This is a genomic window from Methylobacterium aquaticum (assembly GCF_016804325.1).
Taxonomy (GTDB): domain Bacteria; phylum Pseudomonadota; class Alphaproteobacteria; order Rhizobiales; family Beijerinckiaceae; genus Methylobacterium; species Methylobacterium aquaticum_C.
The window spans coordinates 1,393,281-1,420,000 of the sequence record NZ_CP043627.1 but is presented as its reverse complement, the minus strand read 5'-3'; the positions used below and the strand labels follow the sequence as shown (position 1 = coordinate 1,420,000).

Here is a 26,720-nt window from a genome sequence, read left to right as displayed (position 1 = left end):
GGGTCGCCCATGTCCAGGCCATGACCGATCGCCTGTCGCGTACGGCGACGATGCCGGATTGGGCCCGGAACCTGCTGCTCCCTCTGATCGGGCCGCGCAGCTACCGGGCGACCTATGCGCCGCTCCGGATAGCGGTCACGACCTGACCCGAGACGGCTGACGGGCCGGCCTTGCGTCTCCCCGGGAGGACGTCCGCAGGCCCGGTCCACTCACGCCGCGCCTTGCGCCTCGTCGCCCGGCCAGGCGAGCGTCCCGTACTGCGCCCGTAATTCCCGCTTGAGCAGCTTGCCGGCGGTGTTGCGGGGCAGATCCTCCTGGAACAGGATGCGCTTTGGAACCTTGAACGGCGCCAGCCCGGTGCGGCAATGGGCGATCAGTTCCTCGGCCCCGGCGCTGGTCCCCGGCCGCAGCACGACGATTGCCGTCACCGCCTCGATCCAGCGCGGATGGGGCAGGGCGATCACCGCCACCTCCGACACGCTCGGATGGGTGAACAGCACCTCCTCGACCTCGCGGCTCGCCACGATGGTACCGCCGGTCTTGATCACGTCCTTCACTCGGTCGACCACCGTGATGTAGCCGGCCTCGTCCATGATCCCGACGTCGCCCGAATGGAACCAGCCGCCGCGAAACGCCTCTTCGGTCTCCTCCGGCTTGTCCCAGTACCCGGCCATCAGCTGGGCCGAGCGGTGCACGATCTCGCCGCGCTCGCCCGGGGCCACGTCCTGGAGGGCGTCGTCGACCACCCGGGTCTCGACATTGAACACCGGGCGGCCGCAGGAGGCCGGGCGGGCATCGTGCTCCTCGGGCCGCAGAACCGTGGCGAGCGGGGCGATCTCGCTCTGGCCGTAGCAATTGTAGGGCCTTGCGCCGGGCAGGCGGGTGCGCAACTCCTCCAGCACGGGCACCGGCATGATCGAGGCGCCGTAATACACGTGGCGCAGGGAGGAGAGGTCCCGCCGGGCGAAGTCGGGCGAGCGCAGCAGGCTGATCCAGACCGTCGGCGGCGCGAAGAACGAGGTGAGGCGATGCTCCTCGATCAGGCGCAGGCAGGTCTCCGGGGCAGGGGCCTCGATCAGCACCGTCTCGGCCCCGGCGAGCAGCTGGGGCATGGTGAAGGCGTGCATCTGCGCCGTGTGGTAGAGCGGCAGGGCGGCCAGCGCCCGGTCGCCGGGGCCGAAATCGAGGGCGATGATGCAGCTGAGGTATTCGGCCAGCAGGCACCGGCTCGTCATCATGGCGCCCTTCGGCGCCGCGGTGGTGCCGGAGGTGTAGAGAAGCTGCACCACATCGTCGTCGGCGATCCGGACGTCGACCGGCTCCGGATCGCCGTCGCCTTGCGCGAGACGCAGCACGTCGAAGCCGGTGCCGCCGCCGAACAGGGTGCCGAACCACGGGCCGTTCGCCGCGTCCAGGGTCTCGCGGGCAGTCCCCGCGAGCGCCGGATCGACGATCAGGGCCCGGGCGCCGGACTGCTCGACGATGTAGCGCAACTCGCGCCCGGTCAGCGCGTAGTTGACCGGGACGTGGATCAGCCCGGCGCGGGCGCAGGCGAGCCACAGGATCAGGTAGGCATCCGAGTTGCGCCCCAGCGCCCCGAGCCGGTCGCCCCGGATCAGGCCGGTCTCCAGCAGGCCGCGGGCGACCCGGTCGACGGCGCGGTCGAGGCCGGCGAAGCTCCAGCGCCGGTCGCCGAAGGACAGGGCGTTGCGGTCGCGATAGCGTCGCGCCGTGCGCCGCAGGGCGTCGGAGATCGTGTCGCGCCGTGCGCGCGCGGCCTCGTGCCCCGCATGCGTGTCCCGCCCGGCGAGCGTTTCGTCGGATCCCATGGCGGCTCCTCCCTCAAGGCTCCGTCGTACCCCGACTTTGGTCATGGGGCCGCGTTGCTCGTCGCCTTTTGTATCGGCAAGTCGAGGCGGCCTGCCCTTAGACGAACGGCTTAGGATCTGCCTGAGACCGAATCCGCCCCTCGGCGGCCTGACCCAAGCCAACCAGACTCCGAAAAACCCGGAGCGGTTCAGTTGCCGGGCGGGACGAGCGGTCGAGCCAGCCGGCTACCGTGGGTGCCGTACAATCCGGGAGGAGATCGATGACGCGGCGACGGTCGAGGTCGACGACGATCGTGCCGTAGCGGCGGCCCTTCCTGATCCCCAGTCGTCGATGCCGACCCGGATGGGAGCCGGCGGGTCGGGCATCGGCATGCGGGTGACGAGCCGCAGCACGGTCGCGCGGCTTGCCGGCATATGGAAGTGCGCGATAAGACGCGCGCCGCCCGCACCGCCGCAGGCGAGGCCGGGCCTGTGCCGCGCCGAGCCGCCGCGTGCGCCGGGCGCGCGGTGCGAGGAGGTCCACAGGCGTCTTCGCGAAGGTCCGGCGTCGGCAGGTCGGGTTGAGGCAGTAGAACCGCCGCACCTCGACGCGGAGCTTGGTCTGCGATGTTGACAACGGCAGATCGGAGGGGTGGCGGTGGTAGCGGCTATGGACGGACCGGCTCGCATGCCCGCATTCTGGGCAGCAGCCTGTGGCTGCGTCCAGTCGCACCGGGACGACGAGGTGATCGTCGTGTCGTTCGACGAGATGCGCAACACGGCATTCGGGGATGGCGAAGAGAAGGTTCATGCCTCCCACGATGGGGAGGGCGGATCAGACCATCATCGGCCCGAGGCGATCCACCGCCATCACGCAAAGTGAGCAAGAACTACAAAAACGGGGCAATCCCAGTTCTACTTCGAGCCGCATCAGAGACTCCCATACAGGCTCGAAACCAGGGGAGACCGACATCTGCTGACTGGGACAATGGCTCCGGCCGTCCATTGCCTCTCTCGCGCGTTTTGCGCCCAACATGTTGGGCGTTGGACAGCAGCCAAGCTTGGATGGGCGCGGCGTGGGACACAAGGCACTGAAACGCGCGAGGTCGCCGGAGACAGGGACGTGACAAGGGCCTGTTGCGTCCGAACATCGGCGAAAACGTGGGATGGAAAGTGAACACCAGAACGTGCCCACCCTACCGCCACGAGCCGCCTGCAATGCGCAGGGGTCGAAACTCCCCCTGTAGACCAGCGATATCCCCGGTCCTTAACAGGAGCATACAAAACTTATTAAAGCATTAAGAAGAGTGGCGCACCCGACACGATTCGAACGTGTGACCTTTGCCTTCGGAGGGCAACGCTCTATCCAGCTGAGCTACGGGTGCTGACCGCGAAGCCTCTGTAGCCCGGCTCGGGGCGGAGCGCAACAGGGAAAGGGCCTGCGCGTCCGCTCAAAGGGATCCGAGCCGAGGCTCCGCAGGCAAAGGTCATACGGTCGAAGTGCGTCGGGAGCGCCGGGGAAGGGGAGGGGCCGGCGGTACGGATGGTTTGCGGCGCGGCCGACGCCGTGTGCCGCTGGTGCGCCGGCTGCGCCTGTGCTGGTCTAACGTCGCCGTCGCGGCGGTCCCTGCGACGTGAGGAGCTCAGCGGGCATGAACGGGGTCTATGCTCACTCGGTGCCGGGCCAGGCGACCACGCAGTGGGAACCCCTGGCCGATCATCTCGCCCGGGTCGGCGACACGGCGGCGCGCTTCGCCGACGTCTTCGGCTGGGGTGAGCTGGCGCGACTGGCCGGCACGCTGCACGACGTCGGCAAGGCGTCGGAAGCGTTCCAGTCCTACCTGCGCGGCCTTGCCTCCAGCTGCGATCACTCGACGGCGGGCGCCCGGGTGGCGGTGGCCGAGTATCCCGGTGCGGTCGGGCGGATGCTCGCCACCATCGTCGCCGGCCACCACGCGGGCCTTGACGACGGCGACAAGATCGATGCCCGGCTCGATGCGCGCCAGACCGGGATCCCCGCCTTCGAGGGCTGGCAGAGCCATGCCGCGGCGCTCCCGCCGATGAGGGGGGTGGGACCGACGCGGCGCTTCGCCCGGAGCGGACTGCCGGGCTTCACCGATGCGTTCCTCACGCGGATGCTCTTTTCCTGCCTGGTCGACGCCGACTTCCTGGAGACCGAGCGCTTCTACGCCGGCGCCCGGCCGGTCCCCCGCGGAGGCTACCCCGCGATCGCCGTTCTCCAGGCACGGCTCCGCGCCCATATGGACGGGCTGTCGGCACAGGCCCGCCCCGGCCTGGTCAACTCCGTGCGGGCCGAGGTGCTGGCGGCCGTTCGCGAGCGGGCGGCCATGACACCGGGCCTCTTCACCCTCACGGTGCCGACGGGCGGCGGGAAGACGCTGGCCTCCCTCACCTTCGCCCTCGATCACGCGGCGCGGCACGGCCTGCGCCGGGTCGTCCACGTGGCGCCGTTCACCGCGATCATCGAGCAGACCGCCGCCGTGTTCCGCTCCGCCCTCGGAGAGGAAGCGGGCATCCTCGAGCACCACGCCACCTTCGACTGGCAGGACGCGGCGGACCGGGCCCTGGACGGGGGAATCGGCCTCGATCCGGTCTCGCGTCTGCGCCGTGCGGCCGAGAACTGGGACGCACCCGTGGTCGTCACCACGGCGGTGCAGCTCTTCGAGAGCCTGTTCGCGAACCGCACCTCGCGCTGCCGCAAGCTGCACAACCTCGCCCGGAGCGTCATCGTGCTCGACGAGGCGCAGGCGCTGCCCCTGCCGTTGATCCGGCCGTGCCTGGCCGCGATCGAGGAGTTGAGCCGCAATTACGGCGCCAGCATCGTGCTCTGCACGGCGACGCAGCCCGCCCTGCGCCAGGTCGACGGCTTCAAGGCGGGGCTGCCGGTCGACGACACCCGCGAACTCGCCCCCGATCCGCCTCGGCTCTCCCGTGCGCTGCGACGGGTCGCGGTCGAGCGGCTCGCCGGTCCGACCCCCGACGAGACGGTGGCGCGGCGCTTCGGCGAGGTTCCGCAGATGCTCTGCATCGTCAACAGCCGCCGGCACGCCAAGATCCTGTTCGATCGCATCGCGCACCTGCCGGGCGCCGTCCATCTCAGCACCCTCCTGTGCCCGCGCCATCGCCGGGCCGTGCTCGACGGCGCCCGGGCCGCCTTGCGCGACGGCGGCCCGATGAGGATCGTCAGCACCTCGCTGATCGAGGCGGGCGTCGACATCGACCTGCCGGAGGTCTGGCGCGCCACGGCCGGCCTCGACGCCGTGGCCCAGGCCGCGGGACGGTGCAATCGCGAGGGCATGCGGGACGGCCCCGGCCGGGTGGTCGTGTTCGAGCCGGCCGACGCGCCGCCGCCCCGTGCGCTCGACGCGGTCCGGCGTGCCGCCGAAGCGGTCCTCGGAACGGGACGCGACCCGCTCGCGCCCGATGCCATCCGAGCCTACTTTACGGAACTCTACTGGCGCAAAGGTGAGGACGCCTTCGATGCGCCTCGCCTCGACGGGGAGATCTGGCCGATCCTGCCCGCCATCGCCGAGCGGGCGAAGACGCAGGCCTTCCCGTTCGCCAGCATCGCCCGAGCCTTTCGCGTCATCGACGACACGATGGAGCCGGTCATCGTTCCGTGGCGGTCCGGTCCCGACGACGACCGGGCGGACGTCCTGCTCGACCGGATCGCCGCCATGGACCGTCCCCTCGGCGATGATCTGCGCCGCCTCCAGGCCTACCTCGTTCCCATTCCGCCCAAGCTGCGCGCGCGATGGCTGGCTCTCGGCCGCCTGCGGCCCATCCATGCTGCGCTCGAAGGCACTCTGCTGCGGCTCGACGACTTGGCGTTCTACGATCCGCAGACCGGCCTGAGACTGGAGGACGATGCCGACCGCGCACCGGAAGACAACATCATCGCGTGAAGCCGCACCTGCGTCGGCTGTGCGGGCGGCGATAGTGTTCCGATCCAAGCCTTCGTGGGAGGGCGACATGCTTGGCATGGGCGCGGCCCGACAACCCGGCCGAGTTTCGATCCGCGCCCCCCGTGAGAGGGCGACCGGCGAAACCGAGCGGATGATCGAGCGGGACGGTGTTTCGATCCGCGCCCCCCGTGAGAGGGCGACGTGTCGCCGTTGCGCCGGAGCGAGAAGCTGATCGACATGCCCCCGTTTCGATCCGCGCACCCGTGAGAGGGCGACCAGTGCGACGGCACCGCGGTCGTCGGCCTCGACATGTTTCGATCCGCGCCCCCGTGAGAGGGCGACCATTGGCTGGCGTCCAGGTGATGAGCGGCATCAGTTTCGATCCGCGCCCCCGTGAGAGGGCGACCCCGTCAGCCGGTCGCGGATGCCGCCGTAGGCCGTGTTTCGATCCGCGCCCCCGTGAGAGGGCGACATGTGCTCGCCGTCGCGGCGATGGATGCAGTAGTTTCGATCCGCGCCCCCGTGAGAGGGCGACCAGCCCTCCGCCACCAGTACCTTGCACGTATCCGGGTTTCGATCCGCGCCCCCGTGAGAGGGCGACCAGCTCACCCTGGACGATCGGCGCCACCGTCGTGTTTCGATCCGCGCCCCCGTGAGAGGGCGACAGGTAGGCCTGCGCCGGCCGGCGCCGCCGGAACAGTTTCGATCCGCGCCCCCGTGAGAGGGCGACTATCGGGCGGCCAGAGCAGGGCGGGCACGATCAGGTTTCGATCCGCGCCCCCGTGAGAGGGCGACGACCTGAGCCGGCCGTTCGAGGTCACGTTTTTCGTGTTTCGATCCGCGCCCCCGTGAGAGGGCGACCCATCCGTTCCAAAGTGCCTACGGCCTCTGGGCCGAGTTTCGATCCGCGCCCCCGTGAGAGGGCGACAATCAAGCCGCGGATCGGGGCTGCTCCCGTCCTGGTTTCGATCCGCGCCCCCGTGAGAGGGCGACCTGGCGCCTCTCGGGCGGGTCTCGAACGGCCAGGTGTTTCGATCCGCGCCCCCGTGAGAGGGCGACCCCGGCACTCTAACCACTTGTGCAACAAACGATAGTTGACGCGCGTGCGCGAACGTTCGCGGGCGCAGTCGTTCCGCGATGCGACGGGATTCGGCACGGCATCGAAAAGCGTATCATCGCAACAGGTTGTGCGTGGCGCGAAGGCCTGAAGCGAATGCCGTCCGCTTGGGGTTCGCGCATGCGGCTAGAAGAGCAGCGGTCCGTCCAGATCGAGGATCGGCTTGGCGCCGACGTGCTCGATCCGCCCGCGCGCGTCGGCGCCCAGGCGGTAGAAGCGGAGCGAGTCGTGCTGCGGATCGATCTCGCCGACGAGGCGAGCGCGCAAAGCCGTCCATTGCGCAGGCTCGACCTCGCACTCGAACACCGAGTTCTGCACCCGCTGGCCGTCATCGAGGCAGGCCCGGGCGACGCGGCGCAGGCGGCGCCGTCCGGCTGCGGATTCAGTGTTCACGTCGTAGGCCACGAGCATCAGCATGGTGCCGCCTCACTTCCAGACGAAGGCCGGGTAGCCGTCGAGGTCGCCGCGCAGGTGCCGGGCCAACATCTGCGCCTGGGCATGGCAGACGAGGCCGAGCGGCATCGTCTCGTCGAGGAAGGGGTGGCGCAACTCCTCGCGCTTGCGCTCCTGCCAGGCGACGAGGACGCGCTTGCGGCCTGCCTCGGTGAGCCGCACGCCGCCCGCCTCCTCGACGGTGAAGTCCTCCGCGCCGAGCTGCCGCCGGTTGACGAGGCTGAGGGCGAGCCTGTCGGCCTGGACGGGGCGCAGTTCCTCCATCAGGTCGAGGGCGAGGCTGGCGCGGCCCGGGCGGTCGGCGTGCAGATATCCGACCTGCGGGTCGAGGCCGTGCGCCTCCAGTGCCGACCGGCAATCGTGGCCGAGCAGCGCGTAGAGAAACGACAAGAGGGCGTTGATCCGGTCGAGGGGCGGCCGGCGGGAACGCCCGCCGAACACGAAGGCGGTATCCTCGACGCGGATCAGGTGCCGGAAGACCCCGAAATAATGCGCGGCCGCCTCGCCCTCGAGGCCGCGCAAGCCGTCGACCGCGTCGACGGTGAGGGCACGCCGCGCGATGTCGGTCAGGCGGGCTTCCGCCGCCGACAGGCCCGCGGCGGCCTCCGGGTCCAGACGCTCGCCGTGGTCGCGCAGGGCTCGCCGCAGGACGGCCCGCTGGTTCGCGGTGACGATGCCGCGCACGACGACGGCGGCGCGCGGTGCGTCGTCGGCGACGCGATACTGGGCGCGGCGCAGCAGCACGTTGCCGCTGCGCGGCCCCTCGACCCGGGCGAGGAAGCGGCCGGCCCTCGCCCTCGCCGGCATCGACGCGCTCATGCAGGAGGCGCCCCTCCGCCGTCGCCGCGTCCTCGGCCCAGAGCCGCTCGACGTGGATGAGCGCATTCTGGCGCGGGCAGAACAGGTGGTGCTGGAGCGCCGAGAGCGGGATCAGCCCGTCCTCGGCGTCCCCGGGGGCAGGGGCGACGGCATCGCCGCCGCGCTTAACGCTCGATCACCTCGACCCCTCCGGCAGCCCCTCCCGGTCCACCGTGATGCGGTAATCCGAGAAGCTGCGGGCCGGAGGCCAGTTGTCGGTGGCGTCGGCGCCGATCTCGTGCGCCTCGCCCTTGTGCACCCGCAGGGTCCGCACCCGGTCGAACAGCGCGTGGGCGGGCGCGTTGCCGAGCGCCGTGGCGTGGCGGAAGATCACGAGCTTGCGGGTCGCCATCTCGCCGCGGGCGGCCGAGCGGTCGTGGTCGAACATCTGCCCGAGCGCCTCGAACAGCAGCGCGAGGTCGTCGTCCGAGAAGCCGGTGCCCTTCACCGGGTGCGAGGCGAGCGGCGCCGAGACGAAGCCGTGGGCGCGGTAGAGGCCGTAGGGCACGATGTGCTTGCGGCCCATGGTGCGCCCGCCCTTGGCCTCGGCGTCTTTTTCCGTGGTGGCGGCCAGCCGCGTGATGGCGATCTCGAGCGGCAGGACCGGCTCGACCGAGCGGGCGAAGGCGAGCTGCACCGGCCCGCGCACCTGGCCGGCATTGACGCCGGTGGTCATCACCGCCCCGAAAGCCCGGATGTCCCAGAAATTGGCGCACATCCAGCGCGTCAGCGCCCGCGCCTTGGCCTCCTTCGGCAGTTTCCCCTGGTCCTCGGGCTTGGCCTCCGGCATCACGGCGGTCCAGGCCCGCCGGTGCTCGGTGTTCAGGGTCGCGCCGTCGCGCATGTAGATCTCGTGGCCCGGCGCGTCGGGGCGGGCGAGCGCGACGTAGTTGCGGATCTTGCGCTTGAGGGCGACGTCCGAGACGAGGCCCTGGTTGGTCTCGGGATCGAGCCGCGGCAGGTTGCCGGCGTCCGGGTCCCCGTTGGGGTTGCCGTTCTGCACGTCGAAGAACAGCACGAACTCGTGGCGGCGGGTCACGCCGGCGGCCTCAGACGTCATCCTGGCGGTCCTCGCTCTGGCTGTCCTGGGTGTTCTCCGCCTCGACGGACGCGGCGAGGGCCGGCCGTCCGGCGAACTGCGCCTGGCGCTGGTGGTAGTAGCCGATGGCGAAACGCCCCTGCGCCTCGAGGCGGAGCGTGCGGGGCAGCGCGGAGGGGAGCCGCTCGACGATCTCGCCGATCTCGCGCTCGATCCAGTAATCCTTGCCGTCCTTGCGCAGGCGCCCGACGTGGTTCTGCGCACCCCGCAGGAGCACCGGGAAGACGGTAGCCGGCGTCGCCGAGGCGGCGCCGAAATAGCGGTCGCGGATGGTCGCGTTGATCCCCCGGCCGAGGGCGAGGCGCTGCGCGGCCTCGAGCGCCGCGAACAGGCGCCCGAGCTGGTAGGCGGGGCTGGGATCGTCCTTGTCGAGGCTCACCGGAATGTCTCCTCGGTCTCCGTTGAGGCGCAGGTCGCGCGTCAGGCAGGCGCGGATGGCGGCGGCGTGCCAGCCGGTCGCGGGATCGTCCCCCGCCCGCAGCCGCACCAGGGCGGCGGCGAGCCAGCTGCGCGGGTAACGGGTGCCGTCGAGCACCGCCCGGGCGACCTCGCCGGCGAGCAGGGGCGGGATGTTCTCGAACTTCTCCTGGAGCGCCGTCGTCTAGACGAGCAGGCGCCCGATGGCGGGCGGCCTGCCCCAGGCGCGGGGGTGGGGCTCAAGCGCGAGGTCGGCATGGTGCTGCGCCAGGCGCCGGGCAAAAACCTCGAAGGAATCCTCCAGCCAGAACCGCACCGACAGGCGCGCGGCGTTGGGGGCGAGCCCGAGGATGTGGAAGCGGGTGCCGGGGGCGATTGCGGGCGCCACCGCCTCGACCGGGCGGCCGGCCGCCAGGGTCTCCAGGGCGTCGCGGATCAGCGCGGCCTCGGCGGCGTCCTGGTCGGGGGCCGGGCCCGGGGCGGGATCGAACCAGGACGCGAAGATGTCCTCCGCGGCCGCGGCGGCATCCTCGCCGACCGTGTCCGAGGTGTCGGCCCAGAACACCACCGTGGCGTCGCCCAACGGGCGGCGCAGGCGGTTGCGGCTGGTGCGGTCGAGCATCCGGTTGAGGGCCGCGCCGTAGCGGAAGCCCGCCTCCGCCGAGACCGGCGCGTTGTCGCCCTGCACCTTGCCGTAGGACGTGAAGGCGTCCTTGTTGAAGGAGACGAGCGCGGCGCCGGAGGATTGCGCACCCTCCACGCCCTTGATGGTCGGATGGAGCCGCAAAGCGGCCGCGGACCGGCCGGTGACGAGGCAGACCGAGCCGGTCGCCTCCGCGGGCCCGGCGTCCGTCACGAGGCGCCGGGCCGCGGGCCGCTCGTGAATGAAGCCGTGCTCGCCGGCGAGCCGGAAGACCAGGTTGGCGTCGAGCATGTCGGGCTCGAACGGCGCGGCATCGAAGGCGGCCGGATCCCAGGATTCGAGGAAGCGGGCGAGGGCCAGGAGCCCCGGATCCTCGGCTCCTGCCAGCAGCGCCCGGTGCAGCGCCTTGAAGGCCGCGTGCTCCTCGGCCGTCCGGCGCCCCGCGCCGGCGGTGCGGCCGAGGACGTAGGCGGTCTTGTCCCAGAGCCGGTTCGACAGGATGCCGGCGGTGCGCTTCACCGCAGCCGGAACGTCGAGGAGCCGAGGCTGGCGCTTGCGGCCCACGGTCCCGCGCAGGTCCATGACCTCGGTGACGGCGCCGTCCGGCGTCAGCACGAGGCAGAAGCCGATCTTCTCGCGCGAGAAGCCCGGCGCCTCGGCCTCGCCCCGCGCCGCCATGCGGTCGTAGTAGCGGTCGAGGGCCTGCAGGACGGTCACGTCACCGTTCCTTCGCCGAGGCAGGCCTGCACGTCCAGCACCCCGCCGGCGAGGCGGGCGCGGAAGAACTGCGACACCCGCTCCGGCCCGACGATGTCGTGGAGCATCCAGCCGAGGTCGCGGTCGCGCTGCTCGGCGGGCAGCGTGCTCGCCGGCAACGCGGCGTCATCGACGATCAAGGCGAAATCGGCCGGAAATTCCCGCGTGCCGAGGCACGGCCGGTGGAAGCACTGACCCGCCGCCGCGCGGCGATTGAACATGCTCAGGTACTTGGCCGGCGTGTCGTCGCGGCCGGCCTTGTCGGTGAGCGCGAAATGCGCCTCGATGACGTAGCCGACGTTCGTGAGCAGTGTCGCGGCCCGTTGCTGGCGCTTCTCCTCGACGACGAGGCCGAGCCCCGTCGTCGAACCCGCCTGCATGGCGCGCTCGGCGAGGGCCGACGACATCTTGTCCTCGACTTCGTTCCGCCGCAGCGACTGGAAGCGGATCGGCTTGAGCACGTGGATGCGGTCGACGATCCAGCGCATCTGCGGCTTCCAGAGAATGGCGTCGAGGATGCCGCGGGCGGCGGACGGCGTCATGACGTCGTAGGAGACGCGTTCCACCTTCATTTCCGGTCGCGTGAAGCAGGCGCGATCGCCCCAGACGTGAAGCTTGATGCCGTATCCCACGCACTGGCTCCGATGAACTTAACGACGCGGCCGGATTGTCATGTCCGGCCGCCGATCGAGAATTGATGGCTCATGTTCGGAACTTGATGTCAAGAAGCTGCGGCTGAACGCGGATCCATCTCGCAGGCAAAGTATATCGTCTGCGATTGTGACTGGCTGCGACAATCGCCAATGATAGAGGCAAGCGCGACCGGAGGCTAGCCCTGTGTCGTTCGCGGGAGCGGTGATTGCGAGGCGAGCGCCAACGTCGCGACCCCGACAGGAGGGGCCGCTGTAAAATCTACGACACATCGAGGGCCGCAAGCCGTTGATCTGTCGGTCGCGCGTCGGAACTCGCCCATTGGCGAGCGACGATGAAGAACCGAACACCCGAGACCTGCATTGCGAAGGCCTCGACGGGCGCTCGCAGCTGGTCGTCGCCCAGCACATCGCCGACCACGTTTCGCCGGGCCGCGAAAGCGGAGCCCGGAACGACGGGGCGGATCGAGACAGTTGGAGAAGAGCCGAGCGGCCTCCTGGTAAAGCGGCGGTGACGCCCTGTTTATTGGGAGCCGTCGTGTTTCGGGTCGATCGCCGGAACCATGTCGCCGCCTGCCGCACCGGCGCTCGAAGTGTATCGTCGATCGATGCGGTGATCGCCCTTTCGAAAGCCTGGGTGCTCGCGTCGCCACGGCTCCATCCCGCTCGGTCATCGACGATTTTGCGAAACCCGGAGCGGTTCGGTCGCTATGAACCCTGATTAACCATGCCGGACATCTGAGGGCGGCCCGCGCAGCGCGGGAAGATTCCGTCACCTGGTCCCGAAGCGACTGCGGCAGCACGGCCATGCGTTTACCGCCGACTCAGGTTTGCATGAGAAATTCCCTCGGACAATCGATCGGCGTGGCGGAGTTTGTGCGTGCGTTGCTTCAAGCTCCTGCTGCTGTCCGGAATCCTGTGCCTGCCGCCGGCTCTCGCCGCGGCCCGCGAATGCGGGCCCGAGGCGCTCGGCACCGCGCGGACCCTCGAAGTGCCGTTCACCCAGGGGCCGGTCGGACAGGCGAGCTACGGGCGCACCCTGCCGCTCGAGCGCGGCGAGGTGGTGCTGACCTTCGACGACGGCCCGCTGCCGCGGCGCACCAACGCGGTCCTGGCCGCCCTCCAGGCGGAATGCGTGAAGGCGACCTTCTTCGTCATCGGCAGCATGGTGGCGCAATTCCCCGACACGCTGCGCCGCACCGCCGCCGAGGGCCATACCATCGCGACCCATACCTGGTCGCACCGCTACCTGAACCGGGTCCGCAGCGAGGCGGTGCGGCGCGACCAGATCAATGGCGGGCTCGAAGCCGCCCGCGCCGTCCTGACCGATGCGGACGCGCCGTCCCTGTCGCCGTTCTTCCGCTTTCCCGGCCTCGGGCACAGCGCACCCCTCGACCGTTACGCCGTCGCGCAGAAGCTGGTGCCGTTCAGCATCGACGTCGACGGCGACGACTGGAAGCGCATCACCCCGGCGGCGGTGATGGCGCGGGTGCTCAAGCGCCTCGACGCGGCAGGGCGGGGGATCATCCTGCTCCACGACATCCAGTCCCGGACCGTGGCGATCCTGCCGGAGCTGCTGCGCCAGCTGAAGGCGCGCGGATACCGCGTCGTCCACGTGGTGCCGGCGCAGGGCGACACGCAGGCCGCGCTGGCGGCCCTGGAGGCGCCGCGGGCCCGGCCGATCCGCCTCGCCCTCGACCGGCTCGGCACCCGCATGGCGGCCCTGCGCGTGGCCGCCCGCCCGCCGGCCGCCTTCACCGAGGAGGCGCCGCTCGTCCTGCGGTCCGGGCTGTTCGACGAGGCCCCGGAGACGCCGCCGGCCCGGGAGCAGAGTCGGTCCGGCGGGGAGGTCCGCATCGCGCTGGTCGCCGATGCGGCGGCAGGCGGACCGGCACCGGACGGGCCCGCGCCCCTCGCCGGCTGGAGCGGGTTCGTGGTGATCGGCACCGCCCCGCAGGCCGCGGGCTTCCGCAACCTCGCCGAGGCGGGCGGCCCGCTCGGGCGGTGAGCCCGCACCGTCGAACACGCCTCTCGCCCGTCACGGATCTGTCCGGAAAGCCCCCCACGATGCGACGTCTCGGCCGGCTCCTGCCCGCTCTTCTCCTCTGCAGCGCCGGCGCCGCCCAGGCGATGAGCGCCGACGAGTCGCCGGTGGGCTGGTGGGCGCCGTCCTTGCGCGACTGCGCCGACCCGGCGAGCCCGCGGGTGTTCGAGATCCGGCTCAAGCCCGCCGCCGAGGCGCGGCTCGACGCGCACGACCTGCGCTGCCGGATCGACACGGTCTCCGACACCGCGATCGGCTACCGCCTCCACATGCGCTGCTTCCGCTCGGACGAGGACCTGCGGGCGAATGCCCAGGCGGAACCCCGGCAGATCGTCGTCGATGCGATCGGCCCGGTGACCATGCGGGCGGACGGACGGCGGGTCTATCGCTGCCGCTCCCGCCCGGCCGCCGCCATCGGCGCGCCGCGCCCGGCCATGACCGCGGACGCGCCGCCCGCCGCCGCCCCGACCGTGCCGGCACTGCCGCTGCCGGATGCCCCGATGCGTCTGGCCTCGCTGGCGCCCGAGCCGTCTCCGGCCGCGCCGCTCATCCCCGCGCCGATCCCCGTTGCGCCGGCGCCCGCGGCACCGGCTCCGGCAACCTCCGTCCCCGCACCGGATGCGCCGGTGCGCGTGGCCGCGCTCCCGCCCGAGCCGCTGCCGGGGGTCGACGCGCCGCGCCTCGCTCCCCCGCCCGTGCCCGTGGCCCTGCCGGCGTTGCGGCGCGGCAAGGTGGTCGGCTATCCCGGCGCGCAAGCGGCCGGGACCATCGTGGTCGATACGGCGGCGCGCCTGCTCTACCTCGTGCGCGGCGACGGCACGGCTATCCGCTACCGGGTCGCGGTCGGGCGCCCCGGCACGACCTGGAAGGGCGTCCAGACCGTGACCGCCAAGCAGGAATGGCCGCAATGGACCCCGACGCCGGAGATGCGGCGCAGCCGGCCCGGCCTGCCGCGGACCGTCGCCGGCGGCCCGCGCAACCCGCTCGGGGCCCGCGCCCTCTATCTCGGCTCCACGCTCTACCGCATCCACGGCACCACCGATCCGCGCTCGATCGGCCGGGCGGCCTCGGCCGGCTGCTTCCGGATGCTCAACGAGGACGTGATCGAACTCTACCGCTTCGTGCCCGTCGGCACGAAGGTCCAGGTGATCTGAGAGTCGGTTTGATTGGCTCAAGCACTGATCCCCACACGCGACCTCATCCTGAGGTGTCGGTCGATTGAAAATCGACTGACCTCGAAGGAGGGCTCCAGGGATCACGTAGATTTCTGGAACCCTCCTTCGAGGCTCCTTACAATCGCACCTCAGGATGAGGTCGCGAGAGGGATAGGACAGGTCGTCGCGGCTAGATTTTTGTAAGTCAAACTGGCTCTGAGACTCTGTTTGAGCACGATTTTCTACCCAAGACGTGCGGCAGGCGGGATCATCCCACCCTCTCCGCTTTTGTCAATTCACCCCGCTCAAACAGGCTCTCAGGTGGTGGACGACGAAGCGGAGCGCGAGCCGCCTTGTTCTCAATCATCCGCGGTTCTGGATTCCGGGCTCCGCTTTCGCGGCCCCGGAATGACGAGGCGGATGTACAAAAACGGTGTAGACAATCAAAAACGCCCTGAAGTTCAAAATAGTCCGAGGAGTTGGCAGGATCAACCCGCCGGCCGCAGCACCGATTTCGGCATCACCCCGTAGGCTTTCTTGAAGGCGCGGCTGAAATGCGAGAAGTCGCTGAAGCCGCATTGCATCACGACCTGCCCGACATTCCGGGCCTGACCCTCCACGAGCAGCCGGTGGGCCAGTTCCAGGCGCTGCTGCCAGAGCCAGCGGATCGCCGTGGTGCCGTCGGCCGCGAAGGCGCGGCAGAGGGTGCGCAGCGACACGCCGAGGCTTCCCGCCACCGTGGCGAGGTCGAGGTCGGGATCCTCGATATGGGCGATGAGGAAGGTCTTGGCCTGGCGCACCAGGTCCTCGTCGGTGACCTTGCGCCCCGGCGCCGTCAGGCTCGCCTCCAGCGAGGCGGCGAGCAGTTCGAGGAACGAGTTGCCGAGGCGTTGCGAGCAGGTCTCGCCGAGCGGCGATTCCAGCTCGACGATGTCGGTCATGGTGTGGGCGATGGTCGAGGCGAGGGCTGGCCGGGCCGGACGACCCGGGCCGCCAGATGGGCCAGGTCGGGCAGGCGGGCCGCCATCTGCCGCCGGGCGACCCGGGCGATGATCATCCGGGTGTCCTGCTCGAACTCCCACAGGAAGGGGCGGGCCGAATCGTAGATCACGAGGTCGCCGGTGGCCGGGAGGGCGACGCGGTCGTCCTGGACCAGCCGGCCGGTGCCGGTCTTCATGAGGGCCACGAACACGTCGTCGTCCGGCATCCGCCGCAGGCAGGCGGCGTCGCGCCGGCTCGCCATCGGCGAGAACCGGATGTCGCAGAGATTGACCTTGCCCAGGGCCACCTTGCGCAGCCGCGCCGCGAACGGCCGGTCCTGTCCCCGCCGGGTCGTCTCCGACGGGCTCAAGTGGGCGCAGATCGCGTCGCGCCAGTAGGAGAAGCGGTACGGCTCGGCGAGCACGTTGGTGTCGAAGGTGGTGATCGCGGCGGGCGGGGCGGCCGGCGTGGCCGACGAGGCGGTGAGCGATGCCATGACGGGTCCCTCCGGCGTCTGGCGGGGCGGTTCCGGGCGGTAGGGCCCCCGGTGACGCGCCGTGCGTCCGCACCCGGTCTAGCAATGCCGATGCCAGACCTGGTCGCTCCTGACGGTCATGGGCCAAGCGGCATGGCCGGCCGGGGCCAGACGGGCACGCGGCCGGTGGCGAGGATACGGCCGATGGAACGCCGGGAGGCCACGAGATGTCCGCGACCCTGCACGACGAATCCCTGGTCTCCATCGCCGAGGCGATCCGCCGGCGGCGGTTAAGCGCGGTCGAGGTGACGACGGCGATGCTCGCGCGCATCGCAACCCTCGACGGGGACTATCGCAGCTACACCACGGTGACCGCGGATCACGCGCTTGAGGCCGCCGCGCGGGCGGACCGGGAGACGGCGCGGGGCATCAGCCGCGGCCCGCTCCACGGCGTGCCGCTCGGCATCAAGGACCTGTGCGACACCCGCTTCGCCGCCACCGGCGCCGGCACGGCGATCCATCGCGGCCGGGTGCCGGAATCGGATGCCACGGTGGTGGCGCGGCTCGAGCGGGGCGGGGCGGTGATCCTCGGCAAGCTCGCCATGACCGAGGGCGCCTATACCAGCCATCATCCGGACGATCCGGGCCCGCTCAACCCCTGGGAGCGCGACCACTGGGTCGGCTCGTCCTCGACCGGCTCGGGCGCCGCCACCGCGGCGCGGCTGTGCTACGGCGCGCTCGGGTCCGATACCGGCGGCTCGATCCGCTTTCCCTCCGCGACCTGCGGGCTCACCGGCATCAAGCCGACATGGGGCCGGGTCAGCCGCCACGGGGTGTTTCCGCTCGCCGCCTCCCTCGACCATGTCGGCCCGATGGCACGCAGCGCCGCCGACGCTGCGGCGATCCTCGGCGTCATCGCGGGCGCCGACCCGCACGACCCGACGGCGTCGCAGGCGCCCGTGGAGGATTATCTCGGCGCGACCGGCGGCTCGATCCGCGGCCTCACCGTCGGCATCGACCGGCGCTTCACGACCGAGGGCGTCGACCCGGAGGTGACGGCGGCCCTCGGTGGCATCGAGGCGGCGTTGCGCGGGAGCGGCGCGCGGATCCGCGAGGTCGCGATGCCGCCGACCGACGACCTCGTGCGCGGCTGGATTCCGTTCTGCTCGGTCGAGACCGCGCTCGCCCATCGCGAGACCTATCCGGCGCGGGCCGGGGAATACGGCCCGGACCTCGCCGGGCTGATCGACCAGGGCCGGAGCGTCACCGGCCTCGAGCTCGGCGCGGTCTACCACGAGCGACTGGCCTTCTCGGGCGCCCTGGCGGCTCTGTTCGAGGAGGTCGATTGCCTGCTCGTGCCGACCATGCCGGTTCCGGTGCCGAGCCTCTCCCGGATGGCGGAGTTCGGCCAGGACCCGGAGGTGCTCCTGCGCCTCCTGCGCTTCACCGCGCCGTTCAACTTCTCCGGCAGCCCGACCATCACCCTGCCGGCGGGGATCGATGCGGCCGGCCTGCCCCTGAGCGTCCAGCTCGTCGGGCCGCACCTCTCCGAGGCGATGCTGTGCCGGGCCGGCCACGCGATCCAGCAGGTCACCGATTGGCATGCGCGGCGCCCGGTCGATCTGGCATAGGCGACGAACGGCCGAGGGCGATCGCCGGTCAGAACTCCATCCCGAACTTGACCCGGACGTGATGCCGCTCGAACTGGTTCAGCCCGAGGGCGCGGCCGGCCAGGGCCGGATCGGCGTCGCGGCCCCAGACCTGTCCCGCATACGCCACCGTCAGCCAGATCTTCTCGGTGAACCGGTGATGCAGGGCAGGGCCGACGGTGAGCGCCTCGCTCTCGAGCTGGTTCAGGAAGGTGCCGTCATAGCCGCGCAGGTAGCGGATCTCCGGTCCGAGATAGGTGCTCTCCCCGACCCGGGCCACCAGGGCGTTCGACCACAGGAAGGTCGAGGAGCGGTAGCCGGAACCGCCGCCGCGCCGGCGACCGGCCGCGGGCTCGAAGCTGATGTTGCTGCCGTACCAGAGCCTGTCCGGCACCAGCTGCACGTCGAGCTGGAGCAGGCTCTCGATGTCGAAGATGTCGGCGCCCTGGCCTTCGACCGGCAGGATGCGTGTGAAGCGCGGGCGCACCTCCAGGGCGAGGCCCAGCGGCTGCTCCTTCGACCCTTTCAGGAACTGGTACTTCACCTCCAGCGAGGCGCCGTCGAAGGTCCCGTAGGACTTGTCGTCGAGATCCAGGACGTTGCGTTGCCGCCGCAGCGTGCCGAAGGCGCTGAACTCGATGCTCAGCTTGTCGATGGGGTTGAACTGGTAGGCGAACCGTGTGTCGAGCACGCGGTAGGTCGACGATCCGGGGCCGCCCGTGCGCTTGCCGATGCGGGTGACGGTATCGACCACCGCCTCCTGCTCCCCCTTCTCGCCGGCATCGGCGCCTTCGGTGAAGCCGAACAGGTGCTCGGTATCGACGTCCTTCTCTCCACCGTCCTTCTTGCCGCCGTCCTTCTTGCCGTCATCGGTGCCGGGCTGTTGCGCCCCGTTCCTGTCGGAATGTCGCCCGTCTTTCCGGTTCGCCTCGGGCCGGTCGGCCGGCTCGGCCCGAGCGGGCGCCGAGACGGACAGGACGAGCAGGATGCCCGCGGCTGCCGACACGCGTCGGATCGGCGTGGGGTGTCCGGTCATGATCGCGCGGGGACCTTGTTATGCTGCGCTCGGGTATCCCTGCTTAGAGACGATGCCGGCCGGCCTGCCTGCTGCAAGACTGCAACAGTCCCACGAAGTTCGAGCCGCGGAGGATGACGGCGCGACGCCCGCCCGCGACGGCGGCGCGGTGCGGCCCTCGTAGCGGCGCGGTCAGCCCGCCAGCGCCCGCGCCGCCCGCTCGGCCACCAGGATCACCGTCGCGTTGAGGTTGGCGGAAATCATTGTGGGGAATATCGAGGCATCGGCGACGAACAGGCCGTCGAGGCCGTGGACCGCGAAGCTGTCCGGATCGACGACCGCCGCGGGGTCTCTGCCCATCCGGCAGGTGCTCGACGGGTGGTAGAGCGAGGCGAGGTGGCCGCGGACGTGCCGGGCGATGGCCTCGTCGCTCACGCATTCGGCCGAAGGGCTCAATTCGTGGGCGATGACCTCGGCGAGCGGGCCGGCCGCCGCGATCGCCCGGTTGATCCTCACGCCCTCGACCAGGGTGGCGAGGTCGCGGCCGCCCTCGTCGCTCAGGTAGCGCGGGTCGATCGCCGGCGCCATGATCGGGTCGGCGGAGCGCAGGCGGATCTCGCCGCGGCTCTCCGGCCGTTGCAGGACCGCGAACAGGGTGAAGCCGGATTCCGGATAGAGGAACCGGCCGTAATCGCGGTGCGGTGCGGCGATGCCGTAGAGCTGGAGGTCGGGCTCGAGGTCGGGCCTCGTGGCGACCTGGCCGCCCGCCGATGCCCAGTTGGAGGTCCGCGGGCCGACGCGGTGCGCCTGCCATTCTCGGATGCTCTCGGCCGCGTCCAGGGCGCCGAGGCCGATCGGGCGCGTCGCCGCGAAGGCGAGGGTGATCGCCGGGTGGTCCTGCAGATCCTGGCCGACGCCCGGGAGGTCGTGAACCGGTGCGACGCCGGCTCGCCCGAGCGCATCCGCCGGGCCGATGCCGGAGAGCATCAGGAGATGCGGCGAGGCGATCGCGCCGGCCGCGAGCACGACCTGATCCGCGAAGGCCCGCTCGGGCCGGCCGTTGCGCAGGTACTCGACGCCGACCGCGCGCCCGTTCTCGACCATGATGCGGGTGACGAGCACGCCGGTCTCGATCGTCAGGTTCTGCCGGTCCCGCGCCGGATCGAGATAGGCCCGCTTGGTGCCGAAGCGCTCGCCACCACGGGTGGTCAGCTGGAAGAAGCCGACGCCCTCCTGGCTTCCGCCGTTGAAATCCGGGTTCGCCGGGTGGCCTGCGGCCAGGGCGGCCTCGACCCAGAGCGTCTCGCCCTCGTCGCGATAGGGGCAATCCTCGACCGCGAGCGGACCGCCGGTGCCGTGGAACGGGTGGTTGCCGAAGCGGCGATTGTCCTCGGAGCCGAGAAAATCCGGCAGCACGTCGCGCCAGCCCCAGCCGGGGCAGCCCATGGCCGCCCAGCCGTCATAGTCCGAGGGCAGTCCGCGCAGGTAGATCATGGCGTTGAGCGAGCCCGAGCCGCCCAGCATCCGGCCGCGGGGCCAGAAGATCCGCCGGTGGCGGCAGCCGGCTTGCGGCTCGGTGTGGAAGCCCCAATCGACCTCCGTGTCGAACAGGCTCGGCCAGTCGGACGGGATGATGGCGCCGAGCGGCGGTTCGCCGCCCGCTTCGAGCAGCAGGACCCGGCGGGCCGGATCGGCGCTCAGCCGACCCGCCAGGACGCAGCCGGCGCTGCCGGCGCCGACGATCAGGGTATCGTAGGGGCTCACCTTGCCGATCATCTGGCGGAGATTTCGTCGGCGGTCACCAGGATCACCTCGCCGTCGAGGATCGGTTGCGCGATGGCAAAGAACCGCGCCACCGCCGCCGAGCCGTTGTGCCGGTCCATCGCCGCCGCATCGGTGAACCGCTCGTAGGTGGTGAAGCGGGTCGGGTCGCCCGCATCCTGCGAGACGAAGAAACCGACCGTGTCGGGTTCGTTCGCGGCGACATGCGCCGCCACGTCGAGCAGCGCATCGCGCAAGGTCTCCTCCGCGCCCGGCCGGGCGCGGAGGATGGCGCTGATCGTCTTCATCAGAACGTCTTCCAGTCGCCGGCGCCCTCGAAGGCGGCGGCGGCCTGGTAGATCGCGCTCTCGTTCCAGTCCCGCGCCGTCAGCATCATCCCGACCGGCAGGCCGTCGACGAGGCCGCAGGGGATCGACATCGAGGGATTGCCGGTCACGTCCATCGGCGAGGTCGAGGCGACCATCTCGAAGGCGCGGACGATGACCTCCTCGAGCGGCGCGCCCTTCTCCGGCAGCTTGGTGGCGGTGCAGGGCAGGGTCGGGCAGAGCAGCAGGTCGTAGGTCTTGAAGCACTCCGCAAAGTCTTCTCGCACCTTGCGGGCGAGGTTCTGCGCCTTGGCGTAGTAGCGGCCGCGGTAATGGGTCAGGCCCCATTGGCCGATCAGCATCGAGATCTTCAGCGTCTCCGACAGGTCGTCGGCCTTGGTGCGCCAGGCCGAGTGGGCGTCGAACAGCCCGACATCGTAGGCGCCCTTCCAGTTGAAGCCCATGCCGTTGCCGAGCATCATCTGCTGGGTCAGGCCTTCGAGCGCGATCGGGGCCCAGACCGCGGCTGCCGTCCGGTAGGCCGGCAGCGACACCTCCTCGACCGTGGCGCCAAGGGCCTCGAACCGGGCGGCCGCCGCTCGGACCTTGTCGGCCACTGCCTCCTGCATGCCGGGGGCGGAGAAACCCTCCGTCAGGAGGCCGATCTTCAGGCCCTTGGCGCCCTTCTTCAGCGCTTGCGTGTAGGCGGCGACCTGCGGCGCATATTGCCGGGGATCGAGCCCGTCGGGACCGGCCAGGACCTCGAGCAGCAGGGCGTTGTCGCCGACGCTCGCGGTCATCGGGCCGGTATGGTCGATCGTGGTTTCGATCGGCATCACGCCGGTATAGGGCACGAGGCCGTGGGTCGGCTTCATGCCGACGATCCCGCAATACGAGGCGGGAATGCGGATCGATCCGCCCTGGTCGCCGCCGATCGCCAGATCGACCTCGCCGGCGGCCACCAGCGCGCCGCTGCCCGAGGACGAGCCGCCGGCCGAGTAGCCGATCCGGTGCGGGTTGTGGACCGGTCCCGGATCCGAGGTGTGGCTGCCGCCCGACAGGCAGAAATGCTCGCAGACCGCCTTGCCCAGGATGGTGGCGCCGGCATCGAGCATCCGGGTCACGATGGTGGCGTCCGAGGCCGGCACGAAGCCTTCGAGCGTCGAGGCGCCGTTCATCATCGGTACGCCGGCGAGCGCGACGTTGTCCTTCAGCGCCACGGTCTTGCCGGCGAGCTTGCCGGTGTCGGCGCCCTTCACCTCGCTCTTCCAGTACCAGGCGCCGAGCGGATTCTCCTCGGGCGCCGGGCGGGTGCCCGGGGTGCGGGGATACTTCACCGGCGGGATGTGGTCGGGCAGGGCGTCGACGACGTCGTAGGCGTCGAACGAGCCGTCCATGAGTGCCCGGTAGGCCGCGGCCTCCTCGGGCGACAGGGACATGTGGAGGCTGGCGGCGAGCTCGCGGACCTGGGCGGCACTCGGGCGGGTGATGGCCATGGGGCGTCTCCTTGGGTTTGCATGCGAGAGTGGGAATCGAACCGGCTAGAGAATTTTGCGGTAAAACGAGAACTGATTCATCAAATAAAATTCAAAACAGAACGCTGTTTTGCGCAACAACAGCATACGGCATGAGCATGAAATTGCTGAATCGGCCTTCCTCCCCTCAACCTCATCCTGAGGTGCTGCCGCTTGCGGCAGCCTCGAAGGAGGGCTCCAGAAGCCTGTGCGATCTCTGGCGCCCTCCTTCGAGGTCAGTCGATCTTCGATCGACTAACACCTCAGAGCCTGTTTGAGCAGTATTTCTACCCAATATTTGAGACAGAAGGGATCATCCTACCCGCTAACCTCATCCTGAGGTGCGAACGAAGTGAGCCTCGAAGGAGGGCTCCGGGGTCGCAGAGACTTCTGGAGCCCTCCTTCGAGGTCAGTCGATCTGCGATCGACTAACACCTCAGGATGAGGTGGAATGGTAGGATATCTCCTGATTGTTCTCGATTTTTGTCAAATCACGCTGCTCAAACAGGCTCCCAGGATGAGGGTGTGAGTGGGAAGAGTTGCCATGCTTGTGAAACGTCCTGTCATGCACGGTGTTGCAGCGGGCTCTGATGGAACTCTAAGCCGCCGCCATCCCGATCCGCCCCGCCAGCAGGTCCTCGCGCGAGACCTCGCCGGTGATGCGGCCCTTCTGGATGCCGAGCACCCGGTCGGACAAGGAGGTGATGAAGTCGAGGTTCTGCTCGACGATGATCATCGACAGGTCCCAGCGTTTCTTGAGCGCCAGCAGCGTCTCGATGATCTCCTCGATGATCGAGGGCTGGATGCCCTCCGTCGGTTCGTCGAGGAGGACGAGCTTCGGCCGGGTGCAGAGGCAGCGGGCGAGCGCGAGCAGTTGCTGCTCGCCGCCCGACAAGGCGCCGCCGCGCCGGTCGAGGAGACGCACCAGGCGGGGGAAATCGGCGAGCACGTCGTCGATGATGCGGGGATCCTCCCTGGGCGCGCTGGCGAGCCCCATGCGCAGGTTCTCGCGCACGCTGAGGGTGGAAAAGATCTCGCGGCCCTGAGGCACCAGGCCCATCCCGAGGCGGGCGCGCTGGTGGATGGGAAGCCGCGTCACCTCGGTGCCGGCGAAGCGCACCGCGCCGGCATCGGCGGCCAGGTGCCCCATCAGGGTCCGCATCAGGGTGGTCTTGCCCATGCCGTTATGGCCGAGGATGCCGAGATATTCTCCCGATTCCAGGGTGAAATCCACGCCCATCAGGATCGGCACCCGGCCGTAGCTCGCCCGCAGGCCTTCCACGTCCAGCAATGCGCTCATGCCGCCACCTTCTTGCCGAGATAGACGTCGCGCACCCGCCGGTCGGCGAGCACGGCGTCGATCCCGTCCTCCATCATGATCCGGCCCTGGTGGAACACCGTGACCGTCCGGGCGATCATCTTGATGAATGCCATGTCGTGCTCGACCACGACGATCGCCCGGGTCTTGTTGATCTCGCGGATGATCTCGGCGGTGCGATGCGTCTCCTCGTCGGTCATGCCGGCGGCGGGCTCGTCGAGGAGGATCAGCTCGGGATCGCCCGCCAGCACCGTGCCGATCTCGACCCATTGCCGCTGGCCGTGCGAGAGCTGGCCCACCGTCGCCCCGGCGAGATGCGTCAGCCGGATCTTCTCCAGGATCTCGTCGACGAGCGGCCCGGTGAATTTCGGCGTCGTCTTGCGGCGGGCCGCGAGCCAGATGTTCTCGCGCACCGACACGCCGTTGAAGACGTTCGGCACCTGCGTCTTGATGCCGATGCCGAGCCGGGCGATCTGGTGGCTCTGCAGGCCGGTCAGAGTCTGACCGCGGAACGCGATGGTGCCGGAAGTCGGCGTCAGCTGGCCGGTCAGCATCTTGAAGAAGGTGCTCTTGCCGGCACCGTTCGGGCCGATCAGGCAGCGCAGCTCCATCTCGCCTAAAGTAAAGCTCACGTCGTCGTTGGCGACGACGCCGCCGAAGCGCATCGTCAGGTGCTCGGTCTTCAGGAGGGGGACGAGGGGATCCATCTTATGCGTCTCCCATGTCATTCATCTCTCATGTTATTCGGCTCTCATGTCATTCGGCTCCCGCGATCCGGGCCCGGGACGAGGTCGAAGGGGCGGGGCGCCGCTTGGCGCGTCGGCCGAGGCCGAGGAACGCGGTCTTCAGCGTCGGAACGATGCCCTTCGGCAGCAGCAGCACGAAGCCGACCAGGATCACGCCCAGCACCAGGTTGGAGTTGAAGGCCTGCTGCGAGCCGATCTTGGCGTTGAGGAACTGGATCAGGACGCAGCCCAGTACCGGGCCGATCAGGGTGCCCAGGCCCCCGACCGTGATCCAGATGATGATCTCGGCCGAGAGCGCCAGGGAGAAGATCGTCGGGCCGACGAAGGCGCCCCAGTTGACGTAGAGCGCGCCCGCCAGCCCGGCGACGGCGCCGCCGACCATGAACACGCCGAGCTTGATCAGGCGCGGATCGTAGCCGAGCAAGGCCGCCCGGGTCTCGTTCTCGCGCACCGCCACGGCGATGCGTCCGAAGGGACTGGCGAGCAGCAGGCGCATGAGGAGATAGACGCCGACCAGCGTGAAGCCGGTGACCCACCACGAGGCTTCGGGCGTGAGCACCGCATCCGGCGTGTAGGGGGCGTTGAAGGTCGGCACCGAGGGGATGCCGTTGAAGCCGCCGAGCCGGGCCTGGCCGATCGTGTAGGCGTCGCCCGCCGTCGAGTTGACGACGTTGAACAGGATCAGCGTGACGGTGAGCGTGATGACGCCGAGATAGACCTCGCTGATCCGGCCGTAGAACACGAAGTAGCCGAGCGCCGCCGCGAACAGGGCAGGGAACAGGATCGCCAGCAGGATCGCGTTGGTCGAATCGCCGAAATTGATCGCCGCGATGGCGTAGGTGTAGCCGCCCAGGCCGAAGAACGCGGTCTGGCCGAAGGACAGGATGCCGCCGAAGCCCCAGATGAAGCCGAGGCTGAGCGCCAGCACGCCCATCGCGGCAAACAGCGTCAGCTGCATCAGGGTGAAGAGTTCGAGATAGGTGGGCAGCGCCGCGACCAGAATGACGGCGGCGAGGACCGCCAGGGCCTGGAGCCCGAGCGTGAGGCGAGCGGGCATTCAGAGCGTTCCCTTGAAGAAGCGGCCGGAGATGCCCTGCGGCAGCAGGCGGATCAGCAGGATCGCGGAGAGGAACAGGATCACCTCGCCGTAGACCGGGGTGGTGAAGAAGGCGCCGAGCTGGTTGACGAGGCCGAACAGGCCGGCGGCCGAGAGCGTGCCCGAGATGATCGCCGCGCCCCCGCCCACCACGGTGATGAAGCACTTGGCGACGAAGGCGGTGCCCATCACCGGGGTGATGCCGGAGACCGGCGCCAGGAGCCCGCCGGCGAGCCCGGTGACCGCGGCGCCGATGCCGAAGGTCGCCATGTAGATCTTCGCCGGATTGACCCCGAGGGTCGCTGCCATGCCCGGGTTCAGCATCACCGCCCGGGCGACGAGGCCGAAGCGGGTGAAGCGGAGCACGCCGTAGACGAGCGCCATCACCAGGACGGCCATGCCGAGGAGGAAGACCGTGTACCAGCTCGACCGGTAGGCCCCGACCTGGAACCCGCCGAGCGGCGTCGGCACGCCGTTGATGGTGTTGCCGAAGATCGTCGTGACGAGGCCGATCAGGCACAGGCTCAGGCCCCAGGTCGCCAGCATCGAATCGACGAGGCGCCCGTACAGGAACCGGATCAGGCAGCGCTCGATGACGAGCCCGACCAGCCCGACGAAGAGCGGCGCCACGACCAGCATCGCGATCCAGATGTTGAGTCCGGCATTGGCCGAGATCACCGTGGCATAGGCGCCGAGCATCACGAACTCGCCGTGGGCCAGGTTGATGATCTTCATCATTCCGAAGATGATCGCGAGACCGAGGCAGAGCAGGAACAGGGAGGCGGCCCCGTTCACGACGTCGAGCGCGATGATGAGCGACAGATCCATGGCGTCATCCGGGCGGGGGAGGGGATGGTATCAGGACGAATTCGACAGACCCATGGTCCTGCCATTCTCCGCGTCATCCCGGGGCC

The 26,720-nt window shown here is 70.0% G+C and carries 23 protein-coding genes, 1 tRNA gene, 1 pseudogene and 1 CRISPR repeat array (1 of these 26 only partly in view); of the genes and pseudogenes, 7 read left to right on the top strand and 18 right to left on the bottom strand.

Features of this window, described 5'->3' with window-relative positions; translation table 11 throughout:
* Window positions 1-146 carry the end of an FAD-dependent monooxygenase gene (locus F1D61_RS06240; RefSeq protein WP_246775748.1) on the top strand. 841 nt of this gene lie to the left of the window's left edge, so only the last 146 of its 987 coding nucleotides appear in the window; its start codon lies beyond the left edge, outside the window; the stop codon is at window positions 144-146.
* A 63-nt stretch (window positions 147-209) separates the two neighbouring features.
* Here F1D61_RS06240 and F1D61_RS06235 read toward each other — a convergent pair whose 3' ends face one another.
* Entirely contained in the window at window positions 210-1,829 is a 1,620-nt protein-coding gene (locus tag F1D61_RS06235; protein WP_203156956.1) for an acyl-CoA synthetase, read from the bottom strand.
* Between the two features lie 97 nt (window positions 1,830-1,926).
* Entirely contained in the window at window positions 1,927-2,541 is a 615-nt protein-coding gene (locus F1D61_RS35280; RefSeq protein WP_432443292.1) for a transposase family protein, read from the bottom strand.
* On the opposite strand from F1D61_RS35280, the gene F1D61_RS33960 reads away from it, so the two are divergent.
* A complete protein-coding gene (locus F1D61_RS33960) occupies window positions 2,497-2,691 on the top strand; it encodes a hypothetical protein (protein ID WP_246775747.1) in 195 nt (64 codons plus the stop codon). The two genes, F1D61_RS35280 and F1D61_RS33960, sit on opposite strands and share 45 nt — an antisense overlap.
* A gap of 425 nt (window positions 2,692-3,116) precedes the next feature.
* Here F1D61_RS33960 and F1D61_RS06225 read toward each other — a convergent pair.
* Window positions 3,117-3,193: transfer RNA gene (locus F1D61_RS06225), tRNA-Arg, on the bottom strand.
* Window positions 3,194-3,460: 267 nt separating this feature from the next.
* Here F1D61_RS06225 and F1D61_RS06220 point away from each other — a divergent pair.
* Entirely contained in the window at window positions 3,461-5,734 is a 2,274-nt protein-coding gene (locus tag F1D61_RS06220; RefSeq protein ID WP_203156954.1) for a CRISPR-associated endonuclease Cas3'', read from the top strand.
* Between the two features lie 245 nt (window positions 5,735-5,979).
* Window positions 5,980-6,793: direct repeats of the CRISPR family, unit length 31 nt; unit sequence GTTTCGATCCGCGCCCCCGTGAGAGGGCGAC.
* 184 nt (window positions 6,794-6,977) lie between these two features.
* Here F1D61_RS06220 and cas2 read toward each other — a convergent pair.
* From cas2 to cas5c, 5 genes and pseudogenes are all read right to left on the bottom strand, one after another.
* Complete coding sequence (gene cas2, locus F1D61_RS06215; protein ID WP_203156953.1) at window positions 6,978-7,268, bottom strand: CRISPR-associated endonuclease Cas2; 291 nt, start codon at window positions 7,266-7,268, stop codon at window positions 6,978-6,980.
* A gap of 9 nt (window positions 7,269-7,277) precedes the next feature.
* Window positions 7,278-8,123: a type I-C CRISPR-associated endonuclease Cas1c gene (gene cas1c, locus F1D61_RS06210; protein ID WP_246775746.1), complete on the bottom strand. Its 846-nt coding sequence runs from the start codon at window positions 8,121-8,123 to the stop codon at window positions 7,278-7,280.
* 175 nt (window positions 8,124-8,298) lie between these two features.
* Window positions 8,299-9,222, bottom strand: a complete 924-nt coding sequence (gene cas7c / locus F1D61_RS06200; protein WP_203156952.1) for a type I-C CRISPR-associated protein Cas7/Csd2 — start codon at window positions 9,220-9,222, stop codon at window positions 8,299-8,301.
* Window positions 9,212-11,038: pseudogene (gene cas8c / locus F1D61_RS33955) on the bottom strand (type I-C CRISPR-associated protein Cas8c/Csd1). Before cas8c ends, cas7c begins: the two are co-directional and overlap by 11 nt.
* The gene (gene cas5c, locus F1D61_RS06185; protein WP_203156950.1) at window positions 11,035-11,709 is read right to left on the bottom strand and encodes a type I-C CRISPR-associated protein Cas5c; all 675 of its coding nucleotides are present in this window, start codon (window positions 11,707-11,709) and stop codon (window positions 11,035-11,037) included. The pseudogene cas8c and the gene cas5c overlap by 4 nt, the downstream one beginning before the upstream one ends.
* Before the next feature lie 340 nt (window positions 11,710-12,049).
* Here cas5c and F1D61_RS06180 point away from each other — a divergent pair, with 340 nt between their 5' ends.
* The 3 genes from F1D61_RS06180 (at window position 12,050) to F1D61_RS33950 (ending at window position 14,925) form a co-directional block, all read left to right on the top strand.
* Entirely contained in the window at window positions 12,050-12,448 is a 399-nt protein-coding gene (locus tag F1D61_RS06180; RefSeq protein WP_203156949.1) for a hypothetical protein, read from the top strand.
* Between the two features lie 159 nt (window positions 12,449-12,607).
* Entirely contained in the window at window positions 12,608-13,735 is a 1,128-nt protein-coding gene (locus F1D61_RS06175; protein ID WP_203156948.1) for a polysaccharide deacetylase family protein, read from the top strand.
* Window positions 13,736-13,794: 59 nt separating this feature from the next.
* Window positions 13,795-14,925 (top strand): L,D-transpeptidase, encoded by a 1,131-nt coding sequence (locus F1D61_RS33950; protein WP_246775744.1) that lies wholly within the window; start codon window positions 13,795-13,797, stop codon window positions 14,923-14,925.
* A gap of 488 nt (window positions 14,926-15,413) precedes the next feature.
* On the opposite strand, the gene F1D61_RS06165 is transcribed toward F1D61_RS33950, so the two are convergent.
* The gene (locus tag F1D61_RS06165; RefSeq protein ID WP_203156947.1) at window positions 15,414-15,866 is read right to left on the bottom strand and encodes a helix-turn-helix transcriptional regulator; all 453 of its coding nucleotides are present in this window, start codon (window positions 15,864-15,866) and stop codon (window positions 15,414-15,416) included.
* Window positions 15,863-16,402 (bottom strand): hypothetical protein, encoded by a 540-nt coding sequence (locus tag F1D61_RS06160; RefSeq protein ID WP_203156946.1) that lies wholly within the window; start codon window positions 16,400-16,402, stop codon window positions 15,863-15,865. Before F1D61_RS06160 ends, F1D61_RS06165 begins: the two co-directional genes overlap by 4 nt.
* A gap of 206 nt (window positions 16,403-16,608) precedes the next feature.
* Here F1D61_RS06160 and F1D61_RS06155 point away from each other — a divergent pair, with 206 nt between their 5' ends.
* Entirely contained in the window at window positions 16,609-18,012 is a 1,404-nt protein-coding gene (locus F1D61_RS06155) for an amidase (protein WP_203156945.1), read from the top strand.
* A gap of 28 nt (window positions 18,013-18,040) precedes the next feature.
* Here the strand turns inward: F1D61_RS06155 and F1D61_RS06150 are convergent, their stop codons facing one another.
* The 8 genes from F1D61_RS06150 to F1D61_RS06115 form a co-directional block, all read right to left on the bottom strand.
* Window positions 18,041-19,036 (bottom strand): hypothetical protein, encoded by a 996-nt coding sequence (locus F1D61_RS06150; RefSeq protein WP_246775743.1) that lies wholly within the window; start codon window positions 19,034-19,036, stop codon window positions 18,041-18,043.
* A 201-nt stretch (window positions 19,037-19,237) separates the two neighbouring features.
* Window positions 19,238-20,821 (bottom strand): GMC family oxidoreductase, encoded by a 1,584-nt coding sequence (locus tag F1D61_RS06145; RefSeq protein ID WP_203156943.1) that lies wholly within the window; start codon window positions 20,819-20,821, stop codon window positions 19,238-19,240.
* Window positions 20,818-21,114, bottom strand: coding sequence for a putative quinol monooxygenase (locus tag F1D61_RS06140; protein ID WP_203156942.1), 297 nt, complete (start codon window positions 21,112-21,114; stop codon window positions 20,818-20,820). The genes F1D61_RS06145 and F1D61_RS06140 overlap by 4 nt, the downstream gene beginning before the upstream one ends.
* A complete protein-coding gene (locus F1D61_RS06135; RefSeq protein WP_203156941.1) occupies window positions 21,114-22,628 on the bottom strand; it encodes an amidase in 1,515 nt (504 codons plus the stop codon). Before F1D61_RS06135 ends, F1D61_RS06140 begins: the two co-directional genes overlap by 1 nt.
* 616 nt (window positions 22,629-23,244) lie before the next feature.
* Window positions 23,245-23,946, bottom strand: coding sequence for an ABC transporter ATP-binding protein (locus tag F1D61_RS06130; protein ID WP_203156940.1), 702 nt, complete (start codon window positions 23,944-23,946; stop codon window positions 23,245-23,247).
* The gene (locus tag F1D61_RS06125) at window positions 23,943-24,671 is read right to left on the bottom strand and encodes an ATP-binding cassette domain-containing protein (RefSeq protein ID WP_203156939.1); all 729 of its coding nucleotides are present in this window, start codon (window positions 24,669-24,671) and stop codon (window positions 23,943-23,945) included. The genes F1D61_RS06130 and F1D61_RS06125 overlap by 4 nt, the downstream gene beginning before the upstream one ends.
* 49 nt (window positions 24,672-24,720) lie before the next feature.
* Entirely contained in the window at window positions 24,721-25,767 is a 1,047-nt protein-coding gene (locus F1D61_RS06120; protein WP_203156938.1) for an ABC transporter permease subunit, read from the bottom strand.
* Complete coding sequence (locus tag F1D61_RS06115; RefSeq protein ID WP_203156937.1) at window positions 25,768-26,634, bottom strand: branched-chain amino acid ABC transporter permease; 867 nt, start codon at window positions 26,632-26,634, stop codon at window positions 25,768-25,770.
* Window positions 26,635-26,720: the final 86 nt, after the last annotated feature.